At 32.6% G+C, this 24522-nt stretch carries 21 protein-coding genes; 11 read left to right on the top strand and 10 right to left on the bottom strand.

Features of this window, described 5'->3' with window-relative positions; translation table 11 throughout:
* Positions 1-140 precede the first annotated feature (140 nt).
* Entirely contained in the window at positions 141-2264 is a 2124-nt protein-coding gene (locus DFQ07_RS03345) for a DUF5011/hyalin repeat domain-containing protein (protein ID WP_133534854.1), read from the bottom strand.
* Between the two features lie 271 nt (positions 2265-2535).
* Here DFQ07_RS03345 and DFQ07_RS03340 point away from each other — a divergent pair, with 271 nt between their 5' ends.
* From DFQ07_RS03340 to DFQ07_RS03300, 9 genes are all read left to right on the top strand, one after another.
* On the top strand, positions 2536-2982 hold the full coding sequence (locus DFQ07_RS03340) for a protein-disulfide reductase DsbD domain-containing protein (protein WP_133534853.1): 447 nt from the start codon (positions 2536-2538) through the stop codon (positions 2980-2982).
* 20 nt (positions 2983-3002) lie between these two features.
* Positions 3003-4994 carry a protein-disulfide reductase DsbD family protein gene (locus DFQ07_RS03335; protein WP_133534852.1) on the top strand — a complete coding sequence of 664 codons (1992 nt, stop codon included), beginning with the start codon at positions 3003-3005 and terminating at the stop codon, positions 4992-4994.
* 511 nt (positions 4995-5505) lie between these two features.
* Positions 5506-5943, top strand: a complete 438-nt coding sequence (locus DFQ07_RS03330) for a GNAT family N-acetyltransferase (RefSeq protein WP_133534851.1) — start codon at positions 5506-5508, stop codon at positions 5941-5943.
* A gap of 1 nt (position 5944) precedes the next feature.
* Complete coding sequence (locus DFQ07_RS03325) at positions 5945-6808, top strand: sigma-70 family RNA polymerase sigma factor (protein ID WP_133534850.1); 864 nt, start codon at positions 5945-5947, stop codon at positions 6806-6808.
* Positions 6809-6822: 14 nt separating this feature from the next.
* On the top strand, positions 6823-7017 hold the full coding sequence (gene rpsU / locus DFQ07_RS03320) for a 30S ribosomal protein S21 (protein WP_133534849.1): 195 nt from the start codon (positions 6823-6825) through the stop codon (positions 7015-7017).
* Between the two features lie 78 nt (positions 7018-7095).
* Positions 7096-8436 (top strand): sodium:solute symporter family protein, encoded by a 1341-nt coding sequence (locus tag DFQ07_RS03315; RefSeq protein WP_243743923.1) that lies wholly within the window; start codon positions 7096-7098, stop codon positions 8434-8436.
* 4 nt (positions 8437-8440) lie between these two features.
* Positions 8441-9580 carry an amidohydrolase gene (locus DFQ07_RS03310; RefSeq protein ID WP_243743922.1) on the top strand — a complete coding sequence of 380 codons (1140 nt, stop codon included), beginning with the start codon at positions 8441-8443 and terminating at the stop codon, positions 9578-9580.
* Complete coding sequence (alr, locus tag DFQ07_RS03305; RefSeq protein WP_133534847.1) at positions 9577-10731, top strand: alanine racemase; 1155 nt, start codon at positions 9577-9579, stop codon at positions 10729-10731. Before DFQ07_RS03310 ends, alr begins: the two co-directional genes overlap by 4 nt.
* A 1-nt stretch (position 10732) precedes the next feature.
* Positions 10733-11839: an alanine racemase gene (locus DFQ07_RS03300; protein WP_133534846.1), complete on the top strand. Its 1107-nt coding sequence runs from the start codon at positions 10733-10735 to the stop codon at positions 11837-11839.
* A gap of 55 nt (positions 11840-11894) precedes the next feature.
* Here the strand turns inward: DFQ07_RS03300 and DFQ07_RS03295 are convergent, their stop codons facing one another.
* The 4 genes from DFQ07_RS03295 to DFQ07_RS03280 form a co-directional block, all read right to left on the bottom strand.
* Positions 11895-13142: an NAD(P)/FAD-dependent oxidoreductase gene (locus DFQ07_RS03295; protein ID WP_133534845.1), complete on the bottom strand. Its 1248-nt coding sequence runs from the start codon at positions 13140-13142 to the stop codon at positions 11895-11897.
* Between the two features lie 50 nt (positions 13143-13192).
* A complete protein-coding gene (locus DFQ07_RS03290; RefSeq protein ID WP_133534844.1) occupies positions 13193-14200 on the bottom strand; it encodes a 4-hydroxyproline epimerase in 1008 nt (335 codons plus the stop codon).
* Between the two features lie 154 nt (positions 14201-14354).
* Positions 14355-15944 carry an aldehyde dehydrogenase (NADP(+)) gene (locus tag DFQ07_RS03285; protein WP_133534843.1) on the bottom strand — a complete coding sequence of 530 codons (1590 nt, stop codon included), beginning with the start codon at positions 15942-15944 and terminating at the stop codon, positions 14355-14357.
* A 23-nt stretch (positions 15945-15967) separates the two neighbouring features.
* Entirely contained in the window at positions 15968-16891 is a 924-nt protein-coding gene (locus DFQ07_RS03280; protein WP_133534842.1) for a dihydrodipicolinate synthase family protein, read from the bottom strand.
* Between the two features lie 155 nt (positions 16892-17046).
* On the opposite strand from DFQ07_RS03280, the gene DFQ07_RS03275 reads away from it, so the two are divergent.
* Entirely contained in the window at positions 17047-17889 is an 843-nt protein-coding gene (locus DFQ07_RS03275; protein ID WP_133534841.1) for an AraC family transcriptional regulator, read from the top strand.
* A gap of 105 nt (positions 17890-17994) precedes the next feature.
* Entirely contained in the window at positions 17995-18975 is a 981-nt protein-coding gene (locus DFQ07_RS03270; RefSeq protein WP_133534840.1) for a PorP/SprF family type IX secretion system membrane protein, read from the top strand.
* Here DFQ07_RS03270 and murI read toward each other — a convergent pair.
* From murI to DFQ07_RS03245, 5 genes are all read right to left on the bottom strand, one after another.
* The gene (gene murI, locus DFQ07_RS03265) at positions 18972-19757 is read right to left on the bottom strand and encodes a glutamate racemase (protein ID WP_133534839.1); all 786 of its coding nucleotides are present in this window, start codon (positions 19755-19757) and stop codon (positions 18972-18974) included. The two genes, DFQ07_RS03270 and murI, sit on opposite strands and share 4 nt — an antisense overlap.
* Positions 19758-19829: 72 nt before the next feature.
* Positions 19830-20339, bottom strand: coding sequence for an OmpH family outer membrane protein (locus tag DFQ07_RS03260; protein ID WP_133534838.1), 510 nt, complete (start codon positions 20337-20339; stop codon positions 19830-19832).
* Between the two features lie 39 nt (positions 20340-20378).
* The gene (locus DFQ07_RS03255) at positions 20379-21179 is read right to left on the bottom strand and encodes an OmpH family outer membrane protein (protein ID WP_243743921.1); all 801 of its coding nucleotides are present in this window, start codon (positions 21177-21179) and stop codon (positions 20379-20381) included.
* A 58-nt stretch (positions 21180-21237) separates the two neighbouring features.
* Positions 21238-23775: an outer membrane protein assembly factor BamA gene (gene bamA, locus DFQ07_RS03250; protein ID WP_133534837.1), complete on the bottom strand. Its 2538-nt coding sequence runs from the start codon at positions 23773-23775 to the stop codon at positions 21238-21240.
* A complete protein-coding gene (locus DFQ07_RS03245) occupies positions 23768-24520 on the bottom strand; it encodes an isoprenyl transferase (protein ID WP_133534836.1) in 753 nt (250 codons plus the stop codon). Before DFQ07_RS03245 ends, bamA begins: the two co-directional genes overlap by 8 nt.
* Between the last annotated feature and the right edge of the window lie 2 nt (positions 24521-24522).

The raw sequence follows: 24522 nt of genomic DNA, 5'->3' as shown, positions 1-24522 counted from the left end.
ACAGCATTGGCAATAGCGAGTTCCTCTAGTTGTTTAATTTCCACGGTTGTAGAGACAGTTTCACTACAGGTACCGTAAAGAGTGATTTCATGTATACCTGCAGGAAAGTTATCTATAGTAGTATACCCATTATCAAGACCTTAGTCGATTGATCTAGACCCTGTTCCTCCATTAGGATAGGTAGATTGAATACCTATGAAGTTAACACTACCGTCCCATTCTAGATCAATTTTTCCAGTGCTACTACCTGCTCCAAAGCAAATATCAATTGGTTCAGCATTGGCAATAGCGAGTTCCTCTAGTTGTTTAATTTCCACGGTTGTAGAGACAGTTTCACTACAGGTACCGTAAAGAGTGATTTCATGTATACCTGCAGGAAAGTTTTCTATAGTAGTATACCCATTATCAAGACCTTGGTCGATTGATCTAGACCCTGTTCCTCCATTAGGATAGGTAGATTGAATACCTATGAAGTTAACACTACCGTCCCATTCTAGATCAATTTTTCCAGTGCTACTACCTGCTCCAAAGCAGATATCAATAGGTACAGCATTGGCAATAGCGAGTTCCTCTAGTTGTTTAATTTCCACGGTTGTAGAGACAGTTTTACTACAGGTACCGTAAAGAGTGATTTCATGTATACCTGCAGGAAAGTTATCTATAGTAGTATACCCATTATCAAGACCTTGGTCGATCGATCTAGACCCTGTTCCTCCATTAGGATAGGTAGATTGAATGCCTATGAAGTTAACACTACCGTTCCATTCTAGATCAATTTTTCCAGTGCTACCACCTGCTCCAAAGCAAATATCAATAGGTACAGCATTGGCAATAGCCAGTTCCTCTAGTTGTTTAATTTCCACGGTTGAAGAAACCATTTGTCCGCAGATTCCATTAATCTCCAAAGTATAATTTCCTGCTACTAAACCAGTAATATCTAACTCTCCATTTTCTAAACCTGAATTATAGGTCGTAGCAATCCCTCCATCTGGTTTTAATATTACTTCTTGAGCTATACCCGCCCATTTTAAAACAATTTTACCAGTATTGGCTGCTGCTCCATAACAAATATCTACCGGATATGCATCGGTAATAGCCAAATCTTCTCCTTTGCTTACTGTAACGGTTGCATCACAACTAGCACTATTACCATGCTCGTCTTCCACAGTCATAGTTACTGTATGCACCCCAACATCTTTACAATAAAACCACGCCGGCGAAAAAGTATAAGTTAAATTATTGTCTGCTGAACAATTATCTGTACTACCATTATCTAAATCATTTTTAGTTAATTGGTAACTACCATTAGCATCTAAAATCACTGTAGCATCTTTACAACTTACCACAGGCTGCATAGTATCTCTAACCCAAATAGGTGTTACACAAGAATCGGTTTCTCCGGCAAAATCTGTTACCGTAAGTGTCACTGGAAAATTCTGCCCCACTTCACTACAATCAAAGGTGTCTTTACTTAAAGATAAAGTCACTGGGCCTTCTGCATCGCTTGATCCTCCATCTAAATCCTGAGGTGTAAGGGTAGCCTGTCCGTTTTCATCTAAAAATATTTCTGTAAGCTGATTTGTTTTACATACCGCAGTGGGTGGCACATTGGCTGTTATGGTAACGGAAAAGTTATAGACACAAAGGGCATTATTATTTGAAAATGTATCCCCAGCCATTAGTTGCCAAATGCCAAAAGGAGCTAGCCCATTAAAGTTGTTAGCAAAAGTAACAACCCCAGCAGGTTTAAAAGTCCCGGATGTTGGAGTGCCAGAAGGAGCAGTTGTACCAGCATCATCAAATACTGTAGTCACCACGCCGCCTTGGGTTTCGCCGGACCATGTAAGCTCTGGAGCTAAAGGCAGACCTATGTTAAGATCCGGCGCATCAATTCGAAAGCTTATTTCTGCGTTATTCGGGAGGTCAGAGGTCGGAGCAGAACAGGTTCCACCTGTTTTTTGCCAAGTGATGGTTACCTTAACATCTGTTATTACAGCTCCAGCTGGAAAATCGCCAGAAGTAAAATTAACGCTACCTACTGTAGCACAGTAGTCAGATCCACAGCCATCAATTTCTTGAGTTGGACCAGTAAAATACTTGGTTACTGTGGTTTGGGCATTTAAGGTGCCAGAGAATAGTAGTAACGATAAAACAACAATACAGTTTCGTATAAAGTTTTGTTTACTATTGAAATTGTTAGACTTTAAAGTTTTGGAGTAAGAATTTCCAAAAGAAGAATAAAAGTTGAGTAAAATTTTTTTCATAAGCCAATAAATAAAAGTGTGGTTTGTATTTTATAATATGTTTTCTAGGTATAGAGGAAGTTTTTTATCAAAGATAAAAAAAAATGGGAATAATTAATTGATTTGTAGTGTGGTTCAGCGAAATTGAACTTGTTGTTTTTTTACTTGGAAATTTAGAACTATGTTTTTGGGTTGTAGTTTTGTTAATGTTAAACTTTTTTTAATCTTTTGTGTTTTAGTGAATAAAGACATTACATTTACAGATTAAACATTAATACAACTAATAAAAACGATGAAAAAAATACTTTTTTTCCTGCTGTTGGCTTTTGGAAGTGCTTCATTTGCACAAGTACACGACCCAGTAAAATGGACTACTTCAGTAAAAAAGATATCTGATAAGGAGGCCGAATTAATAGCTGTAGCTACTATACAAAAAGACTGGCATTTATACTCGCAAGAAATCCCACAAGGGGGACCAATTCCAACCTTATTTACGTTTGAGGGAGATGCAAGATATCTAAAGAAAGGAAATACAAGTGAAGGAGAAGGTCATGTAGTTGATGACCCTATCTTTGAGATGAAAATTAAATACTTCGATACTAAAGCAGTATTTAAACAAAAAATTCGATTAAAAACTGCAGATAAATTTACGGTTAAAGGAGCGGTAGAATATATGGTTTGCACAGGTGAAAATTGTTTACCACCTAAAGAAGTAATTTTAAGTTTTAACGTAAATTAATCCCTTTTTCCCTTAATATAATGAAAAAAATAGTAGCATTTCTCTTTTGTTTAGCCATTAGTTTTACGGCTGTAAGTCAAATTTACAACCCCATAACATGGAAAACAAGTGTAGAGAAGGTTTCAGAAAACACCTATAGTTTAGTAAGTACAGCAACAATTAAAGAGGGTTGGCATTTGTACGCACAGGAAGTGCCGAAAGGCGGGCCAATTCCTACAACGTTTACGTATGATGATGAAGGAGGTAAAATTAAGATTGTAGGAAACACTTCGGAACCTGAGGGGAAAATTAAGTTTACCACGCTTTTTAGCGATGAAGGAATGAATATTAAATCATTTGCTAATAAAGCAGTTTTTAAACAAACAATAGAATTAGCAGATGTAGGGGTAACACAGGTTAACGCTTTTGTAGAGTTTATTGCTTGTACAGACGAACAATGTTTGCCTCCAAAAGAAATAGATTTAAGTTTTGATTTAACAAAAGCAATAGCTGTTAAGACTACAGCAGGTGATAAAAAAGAAACTAAAGTTAAGTCAGTAGAAAAAGTAAAAGAAACTAAAAAAGAAGGAAAAAGAGGTTTATTGGGAATTTTCTTCATAGCCTTTTTATCAGGATTTGCTGCTTTGCTAACTCCATGTGTGTTTCCAATGATACCGATGACAGTAAGCTTCTTTACCAAACAAAGTAAAAGTAAATCAGCAGGAATACGTAATGCGATTATTTATGGAATATCTATCATAGCAATTTATGTGTTGTTAGGGTCTGTGGTAACTGCGGCATTCGGAGCTGATGCCTTAAATGCACTATCAACCAACGTATGGTTTAATATAATTTTCTTTTTAATCTTAGTAATTTTTGCAGTTTCTTTCTTAGGAGCTTTTGAGATTACTTTACCAAGTTCTTGGGCAACCAAAGTAGATTCACAAGCAGATAAAGGAGGTTTAATAGGAATTTTCTTTATGGCATTAGCCTTGGCAATAGTTTCGTTTTCATGTACTGGACCTATTGTTGGGACTTTATTAGTTGAAGCTGCTTCTAAAGGAGGAATAGCTCCTATTGTAGGGATGTTAGGATTCTCTTCAGCAATAGCTTTACCATTTGCATTATTTGCGGCATTCCCAGGATGGTTAAATTCGTTACCAAAATCTGGAGGATGGTTAAACACAGTAAAAGTAGTTTTAGGATTCTTAGAATTAGCATTAGCGTTTAAATTTTTATCAAATGCCGATTTAGTATTGCAATTACACTTGTTAGAAAGAGAAGTGTTTATAGCTATCTGGATTGCAATTTTTGGAGCTTTAGCTTTTTATTTATTCGGAAAAATACAATTACCACACGATAGTCCTGTTACTCACATTTCGGTAGGAAGGTTGAGTTTAGGATTGATAGTATTATCATTTACTATATATATGATTCCGGGATTATGGGGAGCACCGTTGAACTTAATCAGTGCTTTTCCACCGCCACAAGGTTATAGTGAATCACCTTACGGAGTAGGGTTTACCAAACAAGGAACGACAAGTACCCAAGAAAATAACCATGAAGCTTTACCTGAGGGAGCGCATTTAATGCCACCACACGATATTGTAGCTTTTCATGATTATGACAAAGGGTTGGCTTATGCCAAAAAAGTAGGGAAACCAGTGATGATTGATTTTACAGGACATGCTTGTGTAAACTGTAGAAAGATGGAACAAAATGTGTGGGTTAAACCAAAAGTTTTAGATGTTTTAAAGAACAAAGTAGTTCTGATTTCTTTATATGTAGATGATAAACGACCATTGAAAGATGATGAGGTAGTTGAATCAAAACTAACCCCAGGAAAGAAGTTAAAGTATATAGGGCAAAAATGGAGCGAATTACAAACGATTAAGTATAAAGCTAATTCACAACCATTTTATGTGTTGATGAATCATGACGAATCTAATTTAATTGATCCTGTAGCTTATACACCCAATGTTGATGAATATCACAGTTGGCTTCAAGAAGGAATAGCCAATTTTAAAAAATAAATACTACAGCAAAGCATCTTAGATTACTAAGATGCTTTTTTATTGAAAATAGCTCCTTAATTTGTTATAAGATGGTGTAAAAGGCTCTTTTATAGAGGGTATTTTGAAATTACTTATATAATTTGTACCTTTGCACGATATGGTAGATACTACACACGAGAAAAAAAATCAACGAGTTTTCACATTCAACTACCTTGTGTTCCGAAATCAATCGGACAAGTTTATTCCACCAGGATTCTAAATTATAATTGCTTTTCTTAAAAGGAAAAGATTTCAAACGTATTTGAATCACTTTATATTCTATTTGAATTGATAGGATTATAAATTGTTTTTGGACCTTACGAATATTGAATTAAAATATTTGTACACTTTTCGCAAAAGTATATTCTGCGCTAACAGAAATTAAACCCCAAATAGGCTTTGTATTAATGCTTATAAACCTTCAATAAAGCAAAATGTTTAATTGAAGTTGTTTGTTGTTAAGCATAGCTTTATTTATAAAAATCAAATTATGACATTACACACTTACGATGCTTTTAATCGTATAACACCACTTGAAATAGAAAGAGTAGCAAATTTCTTATATACACATCTCGAAAATTACGGGGATGAAAAATCAGCAATACGCAAAGCAATTGAGTATGCTGCTAAAGAAAGAACAGGATTGGGAGGTGCTATTTTTACTATAGAAGATAATAAAGAAATTGTAGGAGCTGTAGTAATTAATAAAACAGGGATGGATGAGTATATTCCTGAGAATATTTTAGTATACATCGCTACCCATAAAGAGTACAGAGGAAAAGGTCTTGGTAAAAAAATTATGAAATATGCTATAGAAAATTGCCAAGGCGATATTGCTTTACATGTAGAGAAAGACAATCCAGCTAAATTTTTGTATGAAAAACTGGGATTCACTACTCCATATTTAGAAATGAGACTAAAACGATAACATGAGACAGTTAAAAATAGTAAAACAAGTTACCAATAGAGAATCAAAATCTATTGAAAAATACCTACAAGAAATTGGGAAAATTGATTTGATTACTGCTGATGAAGAAGTTGAATTGGCTCAAAAAATTAAAACAGGAGACCAAAGAGCTTTGGAAACATTAGTAAACGCTAATTTACGATTTGTTGTTTCGGTAGCTAAGCAATACCAAAACCAAGGGTTACGACTTTCAGATTTAATTAATGAAGGAAATATCGGTTTGGTAAAAGCAGCAAGACGATTTGATGAAACACGTGGATTTAAATTTATATCATATGCAGTTTGGTGGATACGTCAGTCAATTTTACAAGCCTTGGCAGAACAATCTCGTGTAGTTCGATTACCACTAAACAAAATAGGAAGTATCAGCAAAATTAACAAAGCAGTATCTAAGCTAGAGCAAAGTAATGAACGTATGCCAACAGCTGAAGAGATAGCGAAGGTTTTAGATATGACGGTTTCTGACGTAAGACAGTCAATGAAAAATTCTGGAAGACATATTTCTATGGATGCGCCTTTGAGAGAAGGAGAAACATCTAATCTGTATGATGTTATGAAAGCATCTGAAGCTCCTAAACCAGATAAAGAGCTAATACAGGAATCTTTACGATTAGAAATAAGCAGAAGTTTAGAAACTCTTTCTCCGAGAGAGTCAGATATTATAAAGCTGTTTTACGGTTTAGAAAATTATCGACCAATGAGTTTGACAGAAATAGGAGAAACGTTTGATTTAACAAGAGAACGTGTGCGTCAAATTAAAGAAAAAGGAATTCGAAGACTCAAACAAAAATCAAGAACCAGTGTGTTACAAACATACTTAGGGTAAGTAAATTAAAGTATATGTTAATAATAAAAGTAAAAAAAGACGAAAATATAGATAGAGCGATTAAACGCTACAGAAGAAAATATAGAAACACAAAAGTATTGCGAGAAATAAGAGAGAGAAAAGAATATACAAAACCATCAGCAAGTAAAAGAGAGCAATTAAAAAAGGCGCAATACAGAGAACAATTTTTGTTAGAAAAAGAAAAATAAAATATGGATATACATTTTATCGATCTCGTTATTTTTATAACATATTTGGTTTTTATGCTTGGAGTAGGGGTTTACTTCATGAATAAAAATAAATCACAAGAAGATTATTATGTAGGAGGAAGAAATATGTCAGCAGGACATATAGGGTTATCAGTGGTAGCAACCGATGTAGGGGGCGGATTTTCTATAGGATTAGGAGGTTTAGGTTTTCTAATGGGACTCTCGGGTAGTTGGATGCTTTTCACAGGGTTATTAGGTGCTTGGATAAGTGCCGTTTTTTTAATCCCGAAAATATATCCCATAGCGAAGAAGCATCATTTTTTAACCTTTCCACAATCTTTAGCTTTTCACTATAATACAAAAGTAGCTTTGATTGCTGGAATCATATCTTTGATAGGGTATATAGGTTTTACAAGTTCACAAATTTTAGCAGGAGCAAAATTAGCCTCAGCAACATTCCCTTCTATATCGATAACAGATGCAGTCTTAATTATGGGAGTTATCGCTGTGGTTTATACCGTTATTGGCGGAATTAAAGCTGTAATTTATACAGATACCATACAGTGGATTATTCTTATGGTAGGATTGATAGGTATAGGTATTCCTATTGGTTATATTGAAATAGGAGGTTGGAATGCAATTAAAGAAGTTTTACCAGCTAGTTTTTTATCGCTTTCAAATATTTCATTTATTACCATGTTTAACTGGATTATTACAATAGTACCTATTTGGTTTGTAGGAATGACATTATACCAAAGAATTTATGCATGTAAAGATGAGAAAACAGCCAAAAAAGCATGGACAATAGCAGGACTTTTTGAGTATCCAGTAATGGCATTTATGGGAGTTGCTTTAGGATTATTTTCGCGAGTGGCTTACGAACAAGGAATGTTTAGCTCAATAGGGTATACACCTGGTTCAGAAATGGATGCAGAGTTAGGGTTACCGTTATTATTAAGAAGTATTCTACCCGTAGGATTAATGGGCTTAATGATGTCTGCATACTTTTCAGCAATTATGTCAACAGCTGATAGTTGTTTGATGGCTGCATCAGGAAATTTAACTACTGATATTTTTGGGTATTTTAAAAAGACCATCAGTATAAAAAATTCACAGATTATTACATTTTTAATAGGTGGATTGGCAATAATTTTAGCAACCATGATGCAAAATGTGTTAGAGCTAATGCTGTATTCATATGCTTTTATGGTATCAGGATTGTTAGTACCCGTTTTAGGAACATTATTTCTTAAAAAGCCATCATCTGTAGCCGCATTTTATGCTATGATTTCTGGTGGGCTCACCACGTTAGTATTAATTGTTTTAGAGGTGAAATTACCATTAGGGTTAGATGCTAATTTCTTTGGTATTACATTATCAGCCTTAGTATTCTCTATAATACAGTATGCAAAAAAGTAAGGTAGTGGAAACATTAAAAAACAGTTTAGAAGAATTTAGAAAAGAGTTACATCAATATCCAGAAGTTTCTGGAAAGGAGTATGAAACTCAAAAAAGAATAAAAGCATATTTAACAAAAAACACTTCATGTAAAGTTGTTGAGGTGGCTAGCACAGGTGTTATTGCAATTTTTGAAGGAAAAAAAGCAGGAAAAACAGTTATGCTACGCGCAGATATTGATGCATTACCAATTCAAGAAAAAAATACGTTTCAGCATCAATCTATAAACAAAAAAATTTCTCATAAATGTGGTCATGATGGACATACAACTATCATGATAGGAGTGGCAAATATGTTAACCAAGCATCCTATTGAGGAAGGAAAAGTATTGCTGCTTTTTCAACCTTCAGAAGAAAACGGAAAAGGTGCTGCAGCTGTTTTAAAAGATCCTTTTTTTAAAAAGATAAAAATAGATTTTGTTTTTGCATTGCATAATTTACCTGGTTTTGCAAAGCATGAAATTGTGGTAAAAAACAAAACATTTACAAGTAATGTAAAGAGTGTCGTAATTCAGCTTAGTGGAAAAACAGCACATGCTGCTGAACCCGAAAAAGGGTACAATCCTTCCAATGCAATTGCAGAAATTTTAATTTTTGCAGAATTAGAGAGTAAAAACTTTCCAGAATCACAAGATTTTTTATTAGTAACTCCAATTTATATAACGATGGGAGAAAAAGCCTACGGAATATCAGCAGGGTATGGTGAAGTACACCTCACTCTTAGAGGTTGGGATACTAATTTGATGGAAGAGAAAAGAGAGAAGCTAGAGGAGTTAATTAATCAGTTAGAGAAAAAGCATTCTTTAGTTATCAAAACTTCTTGGTTTGAAGAGTTTTATTCAAATAAAAATGATGAAGAGGCTGTGTCAATTATTAAAAAATCTGCAGAACAGAATAAATTATCAGTAAATAATATTAAAACTCCATTTAAATGGGGAGAAGATTTCGGACTGTTTACCCAAAAATATAAAGGAGCAATGTTTGGATTAGGAGCCGGAGAAAGCATTCCAGCATTACACAATCCAGATTATGATTTTCCCAATGATATTATCATGACAGGAGTACAACTATTTCACAGTATAGTAAAAGAGGTTTTAAAATCATGATGCATACATCTTTTATAGAAATTTCAGAATCGGCTATTGAGAATAATATCCGTTTTATAAAAAATCATTTAGGTGAAGACGTGTTGTTTTCTTCCGTGGTTAAAGGAAATGCTTACGGTCATGGAATTAGAACCTATTGTACATTAGCTTATAAACATGGGGTTAGACATTTTAGTGTTTCTGATGCTAACGAAGCTTATGAATTAAAAAAGGCTTTACCTCAAAAAGACATTTCTATAATGATTATGGGAATGATTGATAATAGTCAATTAGAATGGGCTGTTGAAAACAATATTGAGTTTTATGTTTTTGAGATAGATAGACTACAAGCAACAGTTCAGGCAGCAAAAAGACTTCAAATTCCAGCAAAAGTTCATTTAGAGATTGAGACAGGGATGAATAGAACAGGATTTGTCGTAAAAAACATTCCTAATGTAATTAAGTACATTCAAGAAAATTTACAGTATCTTGTAGTAAAAGGAGTTTGCTCTCATTTAGCTGGAGCAGAAAGTATTTCGAATTATAAGAGAATTACTGATCAACAAAAAAAGTTTAGAAATGCAATAAAGAAAATTAATCAGTATGATTTTTTAAACCCTGATTTTCATTTAGCAAGTTCAGCAGCAAGTATTCGATATCCTAAAACTAGATTTGATTTAGTTAGAATAGGAATTTTACAGTTTGGTTTTTTCCCAACAAAAGAAATTTTGGTTCACTATTTAAATAAACATAAAATTTTTGAATCACCATTGCAAAGAGTAATTTCATGGAAAACTATGGTAATGGATGTAAAAACTGTAAAAGCAGGACAGTTTATTGGTTATGGGACTTCTTTTTTTACAAATCATGAAACAAAAATTGCAATTATACCTGTAGGATACTCATCTGGATATAGCAGATCGTTAAGTAATAGAGGTAAAGTTTTAATTAGAGGAAAGAGACATAGTATTGTTGGAACAGTGAATATGAATATGATGGCAGTTGATGTAACTTATGCAGAACATGTTGAAAAAGGAGATGAGGTTGTGTTAATAGGAGATCAAGGAGATCGAGAAATTACAGTGTCATCTTTTAATGACTATATACAAATAATTAATTACGAGTTACTAACAAAATTACCAGATAACTTACCAAGAGTTATAACAAAATAATATGGCAGAATTAATAATACATTCTGAAAGAATAAAACAGAATATAAAAGAGTTAAGCGATTTTTTCAAATCGAATGATATAGAATGGAGTTTAGTGACAAAAGTATTTTCAGGAGATAAAATGTTTTTGAAAACAATTTTAACTAAAGATGTAATTAAAAATATTAACTCTGTAGGTGATTCAAGATTAACAAGTTTGAGAAACTTACGAGCAGTAAATCCAGATTTAAGAACTATTTATATAAAACCTCCGGCTGAAATATATGCAGATGAGGTGGTAGAATATGCTGATATTTCTTTGAATAGTTCGTTATCAACTATAGAATCACTAAATGAAGCTGCAAAAAAGAAAAAGAAAGTTCATCAAATTATTATTATGATTGAATTAGGAGAATTGCGAGAAGGTGTAAGAAGAGATGATATTTTAGATTTTTATGAGAAAGTATTCAATTTGTCAAATATTGATGTAATTGGAATTGGTTCAAATTTAGGATGCATGTATGGGGTAGAACCTACCTATGATAAATTAATGCAGTTGTCACTGTATAAAGAACTAATCTCAGCAAAATTCAACAAAGAACTAAAGTATGTTTCAGGAGGAACGTCTATCACCTTACCTTTAATAGAAAATAAAGTGGTACCTAAAGAAATTAATCATTTTAGAATTGGTGAAGCAGCATTTTTTGGAGTAAGTCCGTTAGAAAATAAGCAGTTTAAAAATTTACATACCGAAACTTTTGAGTTTTATGCTAATATCATAGAGTTAAAAGAAAAAAAGTTAGTACCAGATGGTATTATAAATGAAGCAAATATTGGACATACAACAGATTATGATGAGAATAATGTACAAGAAACGTCCTATAAAGCAATTTTAGATGTTGGTTTGTTAGATGTAGATAAAGATGATATTGAGACAGATGATAAAGATATTTCTTTTGTAGGAATAACTTCTGATATGTTAGTGATTGATGTAGGTTCTAATAAAGACAAATCGGGAAATGTAAAATATAAAGTAGGGGATAAAATTAAATTTAAACCTAGTTATATGGGAGTTGCCAGATTGTTAAGTTCTAAATTTATAGATAAAGTATATGTGAAGGACATGTAAATGTCTGCTATTTTGTTGTTTTAAAAACTCAAGAGTTTGTAGCTCTTGAGTTTTTTTATGTAAAGCGTTCAACGTGAAAAGGAGTGAGGTCGACACTTGTTTTTTTATCAGTTATAATTTCAGAAACTAATTTACCTGTTGCAGGTCCTAAACTCCATCCCATCATTGCATGACCAGCTGCTACAGTAACATTTTTAATTTTTGAAAGTTTACCAATGTATGGTAAACCATCAGGAGAACAAGGGCGTAAACCACTTTCAATATCTTTTCTTTCTTGTTGACTAATTTGTAGCCCGCTATAATAACTTTCGGCAGCATTTGCAATAGCATTGACTCTTTTAGTATTGATTTGACTGTTAATACCAGCAATTTCCATAGTTCCCCCAAAACGAGTAAAACCATTCATAGGAGTGACAGCAACTTTAGCTTCTGTTAAAATAGCAGGAATGTGAATGCCTGTTTCTCTTTTTACATTAATTCGATAGCCTTTTCCTGCCTGCACGGGAATAGTTATTCCTATTTTTTTTGCTAGTTTTTGTGTCCAACTCCCTGTTGTAAGTACGAACTCACCAGCAGTAATAGTATTGTTTTTTGTGTTGATTGATTTTATTTTTCCATCAGAAATTTGAAAATCTATTACTTCTTCGTTTGCTATGAAAGTCACATTATTGCGTTCTAAATAGGATTTCATTTTTAACATAAACTCATTCGGAGTCATATGTGCATCAGAATGATAATATACAGAACCTTTAATGTTCAAATCTACATTAGGTTCTAGTCTTTGAGTTTCTTCTTTTGTAAGGTGTTCAACTTTTAATCCTTCTTTTATAGCAAGTTTCCCAACATTCCATTCTTCTTCTCCCATTTTATCAGTTTTATAATACATCATTAAACCTTTGTGTTGGTAATGAAAATCGAAATCTTTTGAAGCTTTTAGTTCTTCATACAAATCTCTACTAAACAGATTGATATTTTTAATAACAGGAATTGAGGCTGCTACTTTGTTTTGTGTTGAAGATTTTTTAAATAACCATGTCCACTGTAAAAAATCATAATCCAATCGAGGTTTGATAGATAATGGACTGGTAGAACTCAACATCCATTTAATACCTTTATTAATCATTCCTGGAGCAGCCAATGAAATAATATGACTAGGAGTGATAATCCCAGCATTTACATACGAAGCGCCTGATGAAAAATCAGATTTATCAATAACAGTAACTTTGTGTCCTTCTTTGTATAAATAATATGCGGAACATAAACCGATAATTCCACCGCCAATAATAACAACTTCTTTATTCATAAATGATCTCTCGACTTCGCTCGAGATGACATATCGTAGCTTATAAATTATTAAATTACTTGAAATCCATGTGCGTATGGATCATCTTCATCATCAATAACAATGGTGTTATATCCATACACTTTTGCCCATCCTTGAATACTCGGAATAATAGCTAGTTCACCATTTAATGTGGTTTCTTTTTCTACCCTTCCAATAAATTTACTTCCAATAAAACTCTCATGAATAAACTCTTCACCAAGTTTTAATTTTCCTTTAGCATATAATTGCGCTAAACGAGCTGAGGTTCCTGTTCCACATGGGCTTCTATCAATAGCCTTATCACCGTAAAATACGGCATTTCTCCCTGATGAGGTTGGGTGAATAGGATTACCTGTCCATAACATATGCGTTACATCTTTGATGGTATCATTTTCTGGATGAATAAACATATCTGGGTATTTTTCATTGATTCTATCCCTAACAACCTGAGAATATTGCACAATTTTGGAAGCGGTAAAATTATGAACCCCACTAAAATTCTTTTGAGGATCTACAATAGCATAATAGTTTCCGCCATATGAAACATCAAAAGTTATTTCGCCTAATTCAGGACAGTCTACTGTTAAACCTTCTGCTGCTAAATAACTTTTAACATTGGTTAAACGAACCCAATCTACTTTTTTACCAGTTTGTTGATATTCTATTTCTACCAAACCAGCTGGGGCTTCCATTTTTATTTTTCCTGAGGTTTTGGGTATTATTAAGCCCTCTTCAATAGCTATGGTAATAGTTCCAATAGTTCCATGACCGCACATAGGTAAACAACCAGAAGTTTCGATAAATAAGATTGCGAAATCGTTTTCAGGACTATGTGGTGGGAACAAGATAGAACCACTCATCATATCATGCCCTCGAGGTTCAAACATTAAACCTTTCCGAATCCAGTCGTATTCTTTTAAAAAATGTTGACGTTTTTCGCTCATGTTGGCTCCTACTAAGTTAGGACCACCACCTGCAACAACTCTTACAGGATTTCCACATGTATGTGCATCAACGCAAAAAAAAGTTTTTCTCATGCTAAATTGAAGTGCCAGCTTGAATTTCTTTATAGAAAAACCCCTTCAAATTTTTCTTTTATAAGTAAAAACAAAGCTGGCTTTTTCAATTTCTTTAGCCACTTCAAAAATAAGGTTTTTGATACAGTAGTTTTCTAAAGAAATTATTAAATTTTTAATGTGTTATTTGTTCTTTTGTAAACGCATTGTTAACAGAGCGTAAAATTTGTAAAGGGTTTTCATTTTTCAATTCATCGGGTAATAAATTGTTAGGCCAATCTTGATAACTAAATGGACGTACCCAACGTTTAATTGAGTTAACTCCAACAGCAGTAAATCGACTGTCTGTTGATGCTGGATAAGGCCCTCCATGTACCATAGATGGGCAAACTTCTACACCCGTAGGAACTCCATTAAAAATAATTCTTCCAACTCTGTTTTGTAAAGCAGCAATTACAGTTGGATAATTAGCAGCTTCATTTTCGTCAGCTATTACTGTCCCTGTAAGTTGCCCTTCCAAGCTAGAAATAATTTCTTCTAATTGTTCCTTATTTTCACATTGTACTACTATGGAATAAGGTCCAAAAACCTCTTGATGTAATGTTGGATTTTCTAAAAATGTTTTTCCTTCAACAGTAGTTACTATTTGAGAGGCATAATTAGCTTGTACTTCTTTAGCGTAGTTTGCAACAATGGTAATTCCTTGTTGCGAAACTGCTTTGGCTTTGTTGTTCTCGTAAGCTCCTATAATATTAGGATGTAGCATACAAGAAGGGTTTATTTCTACAATTTTATGACCCAAGGAATTGATGAAATTTGTTAAGCTTTCTCCTTTTAGGCCTAAAATTAAGCCAGGGTTCGTGCAAAATTGCCCTGTACCTAAAGTAATAGAATTAGCATAGATGGTAGTCAAATTATCAGCTCTGTTTTTTAGAGCTTTAGGTAACATTATAACAGGGTTGATACTTCCCATTTCAGCAAAGACAGGAATAGGTTCTTCACGTTTAGCAGCTAAATCTAATAAAGCTCTACCACCACGAATACTTCCAGTAAAACCAACAGCTTTTACTTTTGGATGAGAAACTAATTGTTGACCAACTTCTATACCACTTGAATTTAAATTAGAAAAAACACCATTTGGCATTCCAGTTTTTTCAGCTGCTTTGATTATGGCAGAAGCAATAAGTTCACCTGTACCAGCATGCATAGGATGAGATTTTACAATGACAGGACAACCAGCTGCTAAAGCTGCAGCAGTATCACCACCAGCAGTTGAATAGGCTAAAGGGAAATTACTCGCACCAAATACAACTACAGGACCTAATGGAATATTTAGTTTGCGAATATCTGATTTAGGTAGTGGTTCTCTATCTGGAATAGCAGTGTCAATTGTAGCATCTACCCATGAACCTTCTGAAACTAAATCGGCAAAAGAACGTAGTTGAAATACAGTTCTTCCTCGCTCTCCTTTAGCGCGTCCTTCTGGTAAACCAGATTCAGAGCAATAGGTTTTAATTAGCTCATCATCTAAAGCTAAAATCTCATCAGCAATAGCATTTAAAAACTCAGCTTTTTTCTTTCCAGAAATAGTTTTGTAAGTTTTAAATGCTTCAGAAGCTAAATTAACAGCGTTATTAATTTCATCCGAAGTAGCTTCGGTAAAAATAGTTTCATTTTCCTGATTTAATTCAGGGTTGAATGTTTTGTAAGTTATAGTTCCTGAGTTAGATAATTGATTTCCTATATAGTTTTTTCCTGTAATCATATTGTAATGAGAAAATGGGTTAATTAGTGAGTAGCTAAAGCTTTATAATCAGGTAATGCAGGTCTGTTTTTTAATCCAGTTTCTATTACATTTAAAACGTGTTTGCGTTCTTCACCAATCAAAGGTAATCGAGGAGCTCGTACGTTTTCAGTTCCAATACCTGTAGCTACTTCTGCTAACTTAATATTTTGTACTAATTTAGGATTTATATCTAACTCTAACAATGGTAAAAACCAGCGATAAATTTCTAAAGCTTCTTGTATGCGACCTGCTTTTTGTAATTCGTAAATAGCTACTGTTTCATTAGGAAATGCACAAACTAAACCAGCTATCCATCCATCAGCCCCCATTAGTAAACTTTCTAAAGCTAGTGTATCTACACCAGTCATTATTTTTAAGCGATCGCCAAAACGATTTTTAATTCTGGTTACATTAGAAATATCTCTGGTAGATTCTTTTACTGCTTGAATATTATTACACTTTAATAGTTCATCAAACATATCCAACGTAACTTCAATTTTGTAATCTACAGGATTGTTGTATACCATAATTGGAAGCGATGTGTTATTGGCTACAGCTTTAAAATATTCAACGGTTTCTCTCTCTCCTGATTTATAACGCATAGGAGGCAACATCATTAAACCTCTAGCACCATCTTCTTCTGCTTTTTGTGCCGCTTCAATAGCTCCTTTAGTGGTTTGTTCTGCAATATTCATTAATACGGGAACTTGGTCATTAACAAGCTGAACCGTAGTTTTTGTGAGGACTCTTTTTTCGTCATCAGATAATGTACTGGCTTCTCCTAAAGTACCTCCTAATACAATTCCATGTACACCAGCCTCTAATTGCGCTTTTATATTTACTTCAAACATTTTTAAGTCTAAAGTATCATTGTCTGTAAACTTTGTAGTTACTGCTGGCATTACACCTTTCCAATTTATACTCATTGTAATACTGTTTTTTTTTGCAAAGTTATAAGGAAGAAGAAGTGTGTTTTAACTCCAAATTACCTTATAGTGATATTATATTATCCTTTGTTAATTTATTTGTTGTATTAATTGATAGTATTTGCATATTTTTGATAAAATAGTAATATTTATCTATGAAAGTTCTACCGTTTAAAATACCTAAGACTCAAAATATTGGATTAATTTATCAGGAAGATAGAGAGCAGTATTTTTATGATAAATTGCATCAACATGAAGAGATACAACTATGTGTTATTGTTAAAGGTGAAGGGACTTTAATTGTTGGTGATACAATTAATAAGTATATATCAGGAGATGTTTTAGTAATAGGTAGCAATTTGCCACATGTTTTCAAAAGTGATGCATCTTTAATAAAGGAATCCTTTATGATTTCGTTGTTTTTTACGAAAGATTCATTTGGGAGTAACTTTTTTCTGTTGGATGATTTTTTAGAATTAGTTCCTTTTTTTGAAAAATCAATAACAGGTTTTAAGCTTTTAGAAAATAGAAGTGAAGTAACCGATTTATTTTTGAGTTTGCAAAATGCTACTAATCTTGAGCGTTTTATTGGGTTGCTTAAAATTATGAGAATAATTATCAACTCAAAAACTAAAGAATTGGCAAGTTTTATTTACCCTAAAAAATATACTGATAATGAAGGTAAACGGATGAGAGATGTAATGGATTTCACTATTAATCACTTTAATAAAGATATTGATTTATATAAAATTGCAGAAAAAGCAAATATGACACCAAATGCATTTTGTAGGTATTTTAAGCAGCGTACAAATAAAACATATTTTACTTTTCTAAATGAATTACGAGTTGAAAATGCGTGCAAGCTATTAGGATCTGATAAAAGCAAGCCTATTAGCGATATTGCATATCAATGTGGTTTTAATAATCTTTCAAATTTTAATAGAAAATTTAAAGAAGTAAAAAATATGAGTCCTTCAACTTTTAGAAAGCATAATTAGAAAAAAATAGCGTTTTTAAATCAAAAGCGGTATAATTTCTTAAAAATTAACGTAAAATACTTAATCTCTTAGCTATATTTGGCTCCTTTATTGTTTAATATGTTCATGGGAAAAAGAATTGCTTATTTAGCCTTTTTAATATTATGTGTAACGGTTAAAGTTTCAGCTCAAGAAACTTTACCGATTTATGCAGATTATTTATCTGACAATGTGTATTTACTACATCCTGCGGCTGCAGGTATTGGTGATTGTGGAAAAATACGATTAACAGCTCGTCAACAATGGTTGGGAGTTGATGATGCTCCTTCGTTACAAACAGCAAGTTTTCACGCAAAACTAGGTGAGTATTCTAATACAGGTTTAGGAGTTATTCTTTTTAATGATAAGAATGGATATCATTCGCAAAAAGGGATTCAAGGTACTTATGCGTATCACATAAATTTAGGAAATGAGAATATGTTTAACCAAGTGTCGTTTGGATTATCTTTTTCTATGGTTCAAAATGAAAGAGATCAACGAACCTTTGTTAACGACCCAGCTGTTAGTCAGGTTATTGAAAGTGATTTTTACTTTAATGCCGATTTTGGTATGGCATATCATAAAAATGGATTGTCATCATATTTTACAATAAAAAATATGTTCTTATCTGCTAAGAACAATTTGAACTCAAATTTTGAATCGTATAATCTTAGAAATTACATTTTAGGAGGAGGGTATTTTTTCGGTGATAAAATAAAGTTACAATTTGAACCATCATTTATGTTTCAATATAAAGAGCAAACAGAAGAAAAAATTGCAGACATAAACTTTAAAGTGTATAAAACTCTTGAAAATGCTCAATTATGGGCAGCATTATCTTACAGAAGAAGTTTTGATAGTAGTGTTTTTGGTGATTCTCAATACATAACACCAATTGTAGGAGTTAATTATAAAAAATGGATGTTTTCTTATACGTATACACAACAAAGTGGAGATATTGTTTTCTCTAACGGTGGATTTCACCAATTGTCTTTAGGAGTTAACCTTTTCTGCATAAAAAGAAGAGCAGCAGCTTGCCCTAATATCAATGGAAGTTTTACATATTAAAAGTCTAAATAGTCAATTTTACTTTGATTATAGTCTTTTAACATGTTTTCTAAAACAGCTTTTTCTTTGTTAATGTAAAACACATTAGAAGGAGCAGCAGTACTTTCATTAATGAGATTTTGTTGAGACAATATATTTTTTACTTGTTTAGCCACGGCCTCACCAGAATCAATGATTTGTACATCGGGGCCTGTTATTTCTTGAATTTGTGGTAATAAATAAGGATAGTGTGTACATCCTAAAACAATATAGTCGCATTTTTTTTCTAACATCGGATCGATGTATTTCTTCAATAATGAAGTCATTTCATCAGAATAAATCTTGCCATTTTCAATGAGCTCAACTAAGCCTTCTCCAACTTGCTCAATAATAGTAATTTCATCACTTAAGCTAGACGTTGTTTTTTCAAATAAAGCACTATTAAGAGTGCCTTTGGTAGCTAATATACCCACAGTACCTGTTTTTGTTTTTAAAGATGCAGGTCTTATAGCAGGTTCAATTCCAATAAAAGGAATGTTGTAATTGTTTCTTAAATATTGAATAGCATTAGTTGTGGCAGTATTACAAGCAACAACAATAATTTTAGCACCTTTATCAATTAAAAACTCCGTATTTTTTACTGATAAATCGACTATTTCTTGTGTTGATTTTTGACCGTAAGGAGCATTTTTATTGTCGGATAGGTAAATAGTGTTTTCATTTGGTAAAAGTTGATGAATCTCTTTCCAAATTGAAGTTCCGCCAATGCCAGAATCAAAAATTCCTATAGGTTGTTGTTTCATATTCATAGATTAACAAAAATAAAAATCCTGCTGTAAACAGCAGGATTTTTTATAAAAATATTTTGTTGTTTTTTAGAAACCTAATTTAGCTTTCACAGCACCGTAAATATCTTCTCCTTTGTCATAAACAATTAAACCTTTACCAGGAGCAGCATCAAATACATAAATAATTCCTTTTTCAGCAGCTACTGCTTTAATAGCTTCTTCAGCTCTCTTTAAAATAGGAAGTGTTTTTTCTTGGTATTTTTTTTGCATTTCTTGACCTGCAGCTTGTTCAGCTTGAGCTATTTTTTGTCTATCTTGTTGAACTTCAATTGCTCTTTTTTGATTTACTTCTTGAGTTTGACTTTTACCTTCAGCTTCGTACTTTTTAATTTTTGCTTCTAATTTTTTGTACATAGCTTCAATATCATCACGGTATGTTTTGTTTAGCTTTTCTAACTCTGCTTTCATAGTCTTTGTTGCAGGCATTTCAGCTAATAATTTATCAGTGTTAATATGTGCAGTTTTTTGTGCATTTGCCACCCCACCTAATCCAATCGTAAAAATTGCAACTAATAATAACGTCTTTAAATGTTTCATCTTTGTTTTAAATTTAATTAATGTCCTTTTATTCTTGATTTATTTGTTATCGTTATCGTCTTCTTTCTTTTTTTGTTCTTCTTGTGCTTTTCTTAAAGCATCTCTTTTTTCTTGTAATAACTTTCTTTTATCAGCTCTTTCCTTTAAGCGTTGCTTCCTTTTTTCTTCTATTTGCTTAATTTTTGCAAGCCTATCTTCTTCCTTCTTTTTTTGTATTTCTTCTCTTTTAGCTATTTTTTCTTTTTGTTCATCACTTAAATTGTCATTTTTAAGTAATGCTTTTTTTTCTTCAATTTTATCTTTCTTATCTTGTCTTCTTTGATCAATGTTAATCATTTGTACGACAAGGTCGCTAATATCGTGTTTTTTGTTGGAATATAACATAACCAAATCGCTAGATTTGTCGAAAACAAAATCATATTTTTTTCGTGATGCTATAGTCTGTACAGCATTATATACTTGATCTTGTACAGGTTTAACTAATCGTTTTCTTAAATTGTACATGTCACCATTTGGTCCAAAATATAATGACTCTAACCTGCGTAAAGACTCTTGTTTTATTTTAATGTCTTCTTCGCGTTCTTCAATTAGCTCTTTTGTTAGAATTGCTTTTTCATTGGTTAAATCTGTTTTTAAAACCTCTATGGCACGAGCTTCTTTGTCTAGCCTTGTTTTCCACTTTTCAACTTTAGCATCTAATGAGTTTTGAGCTTCTAAATATTCAGGAATATTTTGAAGTATGTATTCCATGTCAATATATGCAATACGTTGATTTTTTTGTGCAACAGTTATACTTGTAATAAGTAAAAGAACGATTGATAAAATGTTTTTCTTCATCATGTATAATGTGTTTAGAAAAAACCGTGCCAAAACCTAGACACATTACAAATTTAAGGTTTTAGAACTGTCTTCCAATTATAAAATGCGTTTGCCAACCTGATTTTTCGGTTAATCCAGGTAAAGGATCGAAACCATGTGCGAAATCGATACCTAATAACCCAAATGCAGGCATAAATATACGGATTCCTAATCCAGCTGAACGTTTTAGTTTAAACGGATTAAAATCGCTAAAATTGTCGTAAGAATTACCCGCTTCTAAAAACCCTAAAGTATAAATAGATGCCGAAGGCTTATCTGTAATAGAATAACGTAATTCTAATTGAAATTTGTTATAAATTGATCCTCCATCAATAGAAGAGATTCTGTTATTTTCATAACCTCTTAACCCAATAGTTTCACGTCCATCTAATTGTCCTTGAGCAATACCGTCACCTCCTACAAAATATCGTTCAACAGGAGTTAAACCAAGTTTGTTATTGTATTTACCTAAATATCCCATTTCGAAGTTAGACATTAAAACTAACTTATCAGCTAATGCTGTATACCATTTACCTTTAGCAGATAATTTATAGTATTCTAACCATTTGTATTTGTCTGCTAAATAAGTTTGTCTTTCATCTGTAGTAGGATTATCTGGCTCAGTATAATCTTTTCCGTTTACAAGTGAATACGGGAAAGTAGCTTTGGCTTTTATTGTGAACTCTGAACCATAAGTAGGGAAAATTAAACTAGGTCCAGCAGAATTTCGACTTAATGCTACGGTATAAGCTAAGTTGTTTAAATCTCCTTGGCTAAGCACATCATTTGAAGATCCAACACGGTAACCATAGTTCTGTAATTCAATTCTTTGATAGCTTATGTTTTGTGAAAGTGTAAAATAATCATCTGGCCACTTTAAACGTTTACCCAAACCAATTGAAGCACCTATGATACTTAAACTTTGGTTTTTATCTACGCTGTTTGTTGTATAATCATATCGATATTGATTTGATAAATATACTGAGAATGATAACGATTGAGGTGTTTTTCCTCCTAACCATGGTTCGGTAAAAGAAAAACTATATGTGTTATAAGTCCTACTTGCTTGTAAACGTAACGATAGGCTTTGTCCATCTCCCATAGGTAATGGTTTATAGGCTTCTTTCTTAAAAAGATTTCTTACTGAGAAATTATTAAATGAAAGTCCCAAAGTCCCAATGAATGATCCTCCACCATAACCACCTTGTAGTTCAACTTGACTACCTCCTTTTTCAACAACAGAAAATTCAATATCAGCTGTTTTGTTTTGATAATCTGGTTTAACATCAGGAGTAACGTTTGAGTCAAAGAATCCTAATTGTCCAATTTCTCGAATAGAACGGATTATGTTTTCACGACTAAATAAATCTCCTGGTTTTACACGCAACTCTCTATAAATAACGTGGTCATTTGTTTTGTCGTTACCTACTACAGTTACTTTTTTAATCGTTGCAGGGTCATCTTCTCTAATACGAACTTCAACAGTTATTGAATCATTTTTTACCTTAGTTTCAACAGCATTTACCTGAGAGAATAAATATCCGTTGTTGTGGTATAAAGTCTGAATATCTTGTGAAGTGGGAGTGCCATCACCAGAAATACGTTCTTTTAAAACTTTTCCATTATATATATCTCCTTTGTCGATTCGTAATAAACGACTCAATTGTTCGTCAGTATATTTTTGATTACCTACAAAAAGAATTTCATCAAATCGGTATTGGCGACCTTCTTCTAATTCAATTTCAAGATTAATTGTATTATCATTATTCCAAATAACTTTGTCTGATAAAATTCTAGCATCTCTATATCCATTCTCGCTGTACTTATCAAGAATACTTTCTAAATCTTCTTTATAATCGTCTAGAATGTATTTTGATGATTTCCAAAAACGCCCAAAGAATTTACGCTTAGTGTTTTTCATAGCTCCGCGTAAAGTAGCATCAGACATAGCCTTATTGCCAATAAAGTTGATGTCTTTAATCTTTATACGGTTACCTTTATCAATAAAAACAGCCATGCTAACAGTATTTGTATCTGTTGTGTCTTTTTGAGTATTTAAAGAAACCTTTGTTTTTAAGAAACCTTTGTCAGTAAACTTCTTTTTTATATAATTACGAGTGGTTACAATAAGGTTATCTGTAACCATGGTGCCTTTTTTAAGCTCTGTTTCTTTCTTTAACTCTTTAGCTTTAGAATTGCTAATTCCAGAGATCGAAACAGTTGTAAGTTGTGGTAATTCAGTAACATCAAATTGAAGGTATACTGTTTCGCCATCACGTTTTGATAAATATACGTCTACATCACTAAATTGCTTACTCTCATACAATTTTTTAATTGCACTAGTAAGTTTATCACCAGGAAGTTTTATTGGTTGTCCTTCAACTAAACCAGTATAAACTCTAACTGTTTGTTCGCTAAATTTCTGTAAACCAGTTACTGATATTCCCCCTAGAATATATTGTTTTCCTTTTTCATATGAAATGACAGCTGTGCTGTCGCTAGGAGTTGTGTTTTGTGCTTGTGTACTCGCTGTTAAAAAAGCGATAAATAATACTAGTAAATACGAATATTTATTCATTGGTTTCAATCTGTTCACTGGTTTTTCCAAATCTTCTTTCTCTGTTTTGATAATCAATTATAGCGTCGTAAAGATGTTTTTTTCTATAATCTGGCCATAGTACATCTGTAAAATATAGTTCAGCATAAGCTATTTGCCAAAGTAAAAAATTACTGATTCTTTGTTCCCCACTTGTACGTATCATTAAATCAACGTCGGGCAAATTAAATGTATATAAATGATTATTTATAATTTTATCGTTAATATTTTCGATTTTTATCTCGTTATTAACAACTTTTTTGGATATGTTTTTGATTGCATTAACAATTTCTTCTCTAGATCCATAACTTAAAGCAAAGCTTAACGTAATTTTAGTGTTGTTTTTAGTTGCATCAATAACGTTAGCCAATACTTTTTGAGCATTTTTAGGTAGGCTGCTCAAATTACCAATGGCATTAATTCTTACATTTTTGCGTTGAAATTCTGGGAGTTCTTTTTTTAAAGTGGTAACTAGTAAGCTCATTAAAGCATCTACTTCTAGTTTAGGTCTGTTCCAGTTTTCGGTAGAAAAAGCATATAGAGTTAAGAATTTAACTCCTAAATCAGAAGCCGTATCGGCAGTTTCTCTAATAGCAGTTAAGGCATTTCTATGACCAAAAATACGTTGCATTCCTTTACTTTTAGCCCATCTACCATTACCATCCATAATAATGGCAATATGATTTGGTATGTTTTGTAAATTAATGCGTTGTAATTTTTTTTCCATAG

It is taken from the genome of Tenacibaculum caenipelagi, assembly GCF_004363005.1.
Classification (GTDB): domain Bacteria; phylum Bacteroidota; class Bacteroidia; order Flavobacteriales; family Flavobacteriaceae; genus Polaribacter; species Polaribacter caenipelagi.
This window is presented reverse-complemented; position numbering and strand designations above follow the sequence as displayed.

Excerpts from the sequence above, each read along its gene's own strand:
- DFQ07_RS03345 (WP_133534854.1), bottom strand. The coding sequence starts at position 2,264 with ATGAAAAAAATTTTACTCAACTTTTATTCTTCTTTTGGAAATTCTTAC.
- DFQ07_RS03340 (WP_133534853.1), top strand. The coding sequence starts at position 2,536 with ATGAAAAAAATACTTTTTTTCCTGCTGTTGGCTTTTGGAAGTGCTTCA.
- DFQ07_RS03335 (WP_133534852.1), top strand. The coding sequence starts at position 3,003 with ATGAAAAAAATAGTAGCATTTCTCTTTTGTTTAGCCATTAGTTTTACG.
- DFQ07_RS03330 (WP_133534851.1), top strand. The coding sequence starts at position 5,506 with ATGACATTACACACTTACGATGCTTTTAATCGTATAACACCACTTGAA.
- DFQ07_RS03325 (WP_133534850.1), top strand. The coding sequence starts at position 5,945 with ATGAGACAGTTAAAAATAGTAAAACAAGTTACCAATAGAGAATCAAAA.
- rpsU (WP_133534849.1), top strand. The coding sequence starts at position 6,823 with ATGTTAATAATAAAAGTAAAAAAAGACGAAAATATAGATAGAGCGATT.
- DFQ07_RS03315 (WP_243743923.1), top strand. The coding sequence starts at position 7,096 with ATGAATAAAAATAAATCACAAGAAGATTATTATGTAGGAGGAAGAAAT.
- alr (WP_133534847.1), top strand. The coding sequence starts at position 9,577 with ATGATGCATACATCTTTTATAGAAATTTCAGAATCGGCTATTGAGAAT.
- DFQ07_RS03300 (WP_133534846.1), top strand. The coding sequence starts at position 10,733 with ATGGCAGAATTAATAATACATTCTGAAAGAATAAAACAGAATATAAAA.
- DFQ07_RS03295 (WP_133534845.1), bottom strand. The coding sequence starts at position 13,142 with ATGAATAAAGAAGTTGTTATTATTGGCGGTGGAATTATCGGTTTATGT.
- DFQ07_RS03290 (WP_133534844.1), bottom strand. The coding sequence starts at position 14,200 with ATGAGAAAAACTTTTTTTTGCGTTGATGCACATACATGTGGAAATCCT.
- DFQ07_RS03285 (WP_133534843.1), bottom strand. The coding sequence starts at position 15,944 with ATGATTACAGGAAAAAACTATATAGGAAATCAATTATCTAACTCAGGA.
- DFQ07_RS03280 (WP_133534842.1), bottom strand. The coding sequence starts at position 16,891 with ATGAGTATAAATTGGAAAGGTGTAATGCCAGCAGTAACTACAAAGTTT.
- DFQ07_RS03275 (WP_133534841.1), top strand. The coding sequence starts at position 17,047 with ATGAAAGTTCTACCGTTTAAAATACCTAAGACTCAAAATATTGGATTA.
- DFQ07_RS03270 (WP_133534840.1), top strand. The coding sequence starts at position 17,995 with ATGGGAAAAAGAATTGCTTATTTAGCCTTTTTAATATTATGTGTAACG.
- murI (WP_133534839.1), bottom strand. The coding sequence starts at position 19,757 with ATGAAACAACAACCTATAGGAATTTTTGATTCTGGCATTGGCGGAACT.
- DFQ07_RS03260 (WP_133534838.1), bottom strand. The coding sequence starts at position 20,339 with ATGAAACATTTAAAGACGTTATTATTAGTTGCAATTTTTACGATTGGA.
- DFQ07_RS03255 (WP_243743921.1), bottom strand. The coding sequence starts at position 21,179 with ATGATGAAGAAAAACATTTTATCAATCGTTCTTTTACTTATTACAAGT.
- bamA (WP_133534837.1), bottom strand. The coding sequence starts at position 23,775 with ATGAATAAATATTCGTATTTACTAGTATTATTTATCGCTTTTTTAACA.
- DFQ07_RS03245 (WP_133534836.1), bottom strand. The coding sequence starts at position 24,520 with ATGGAAAAAAAATTACAACGCATTAATTTACAAAACATACCAAATCAT.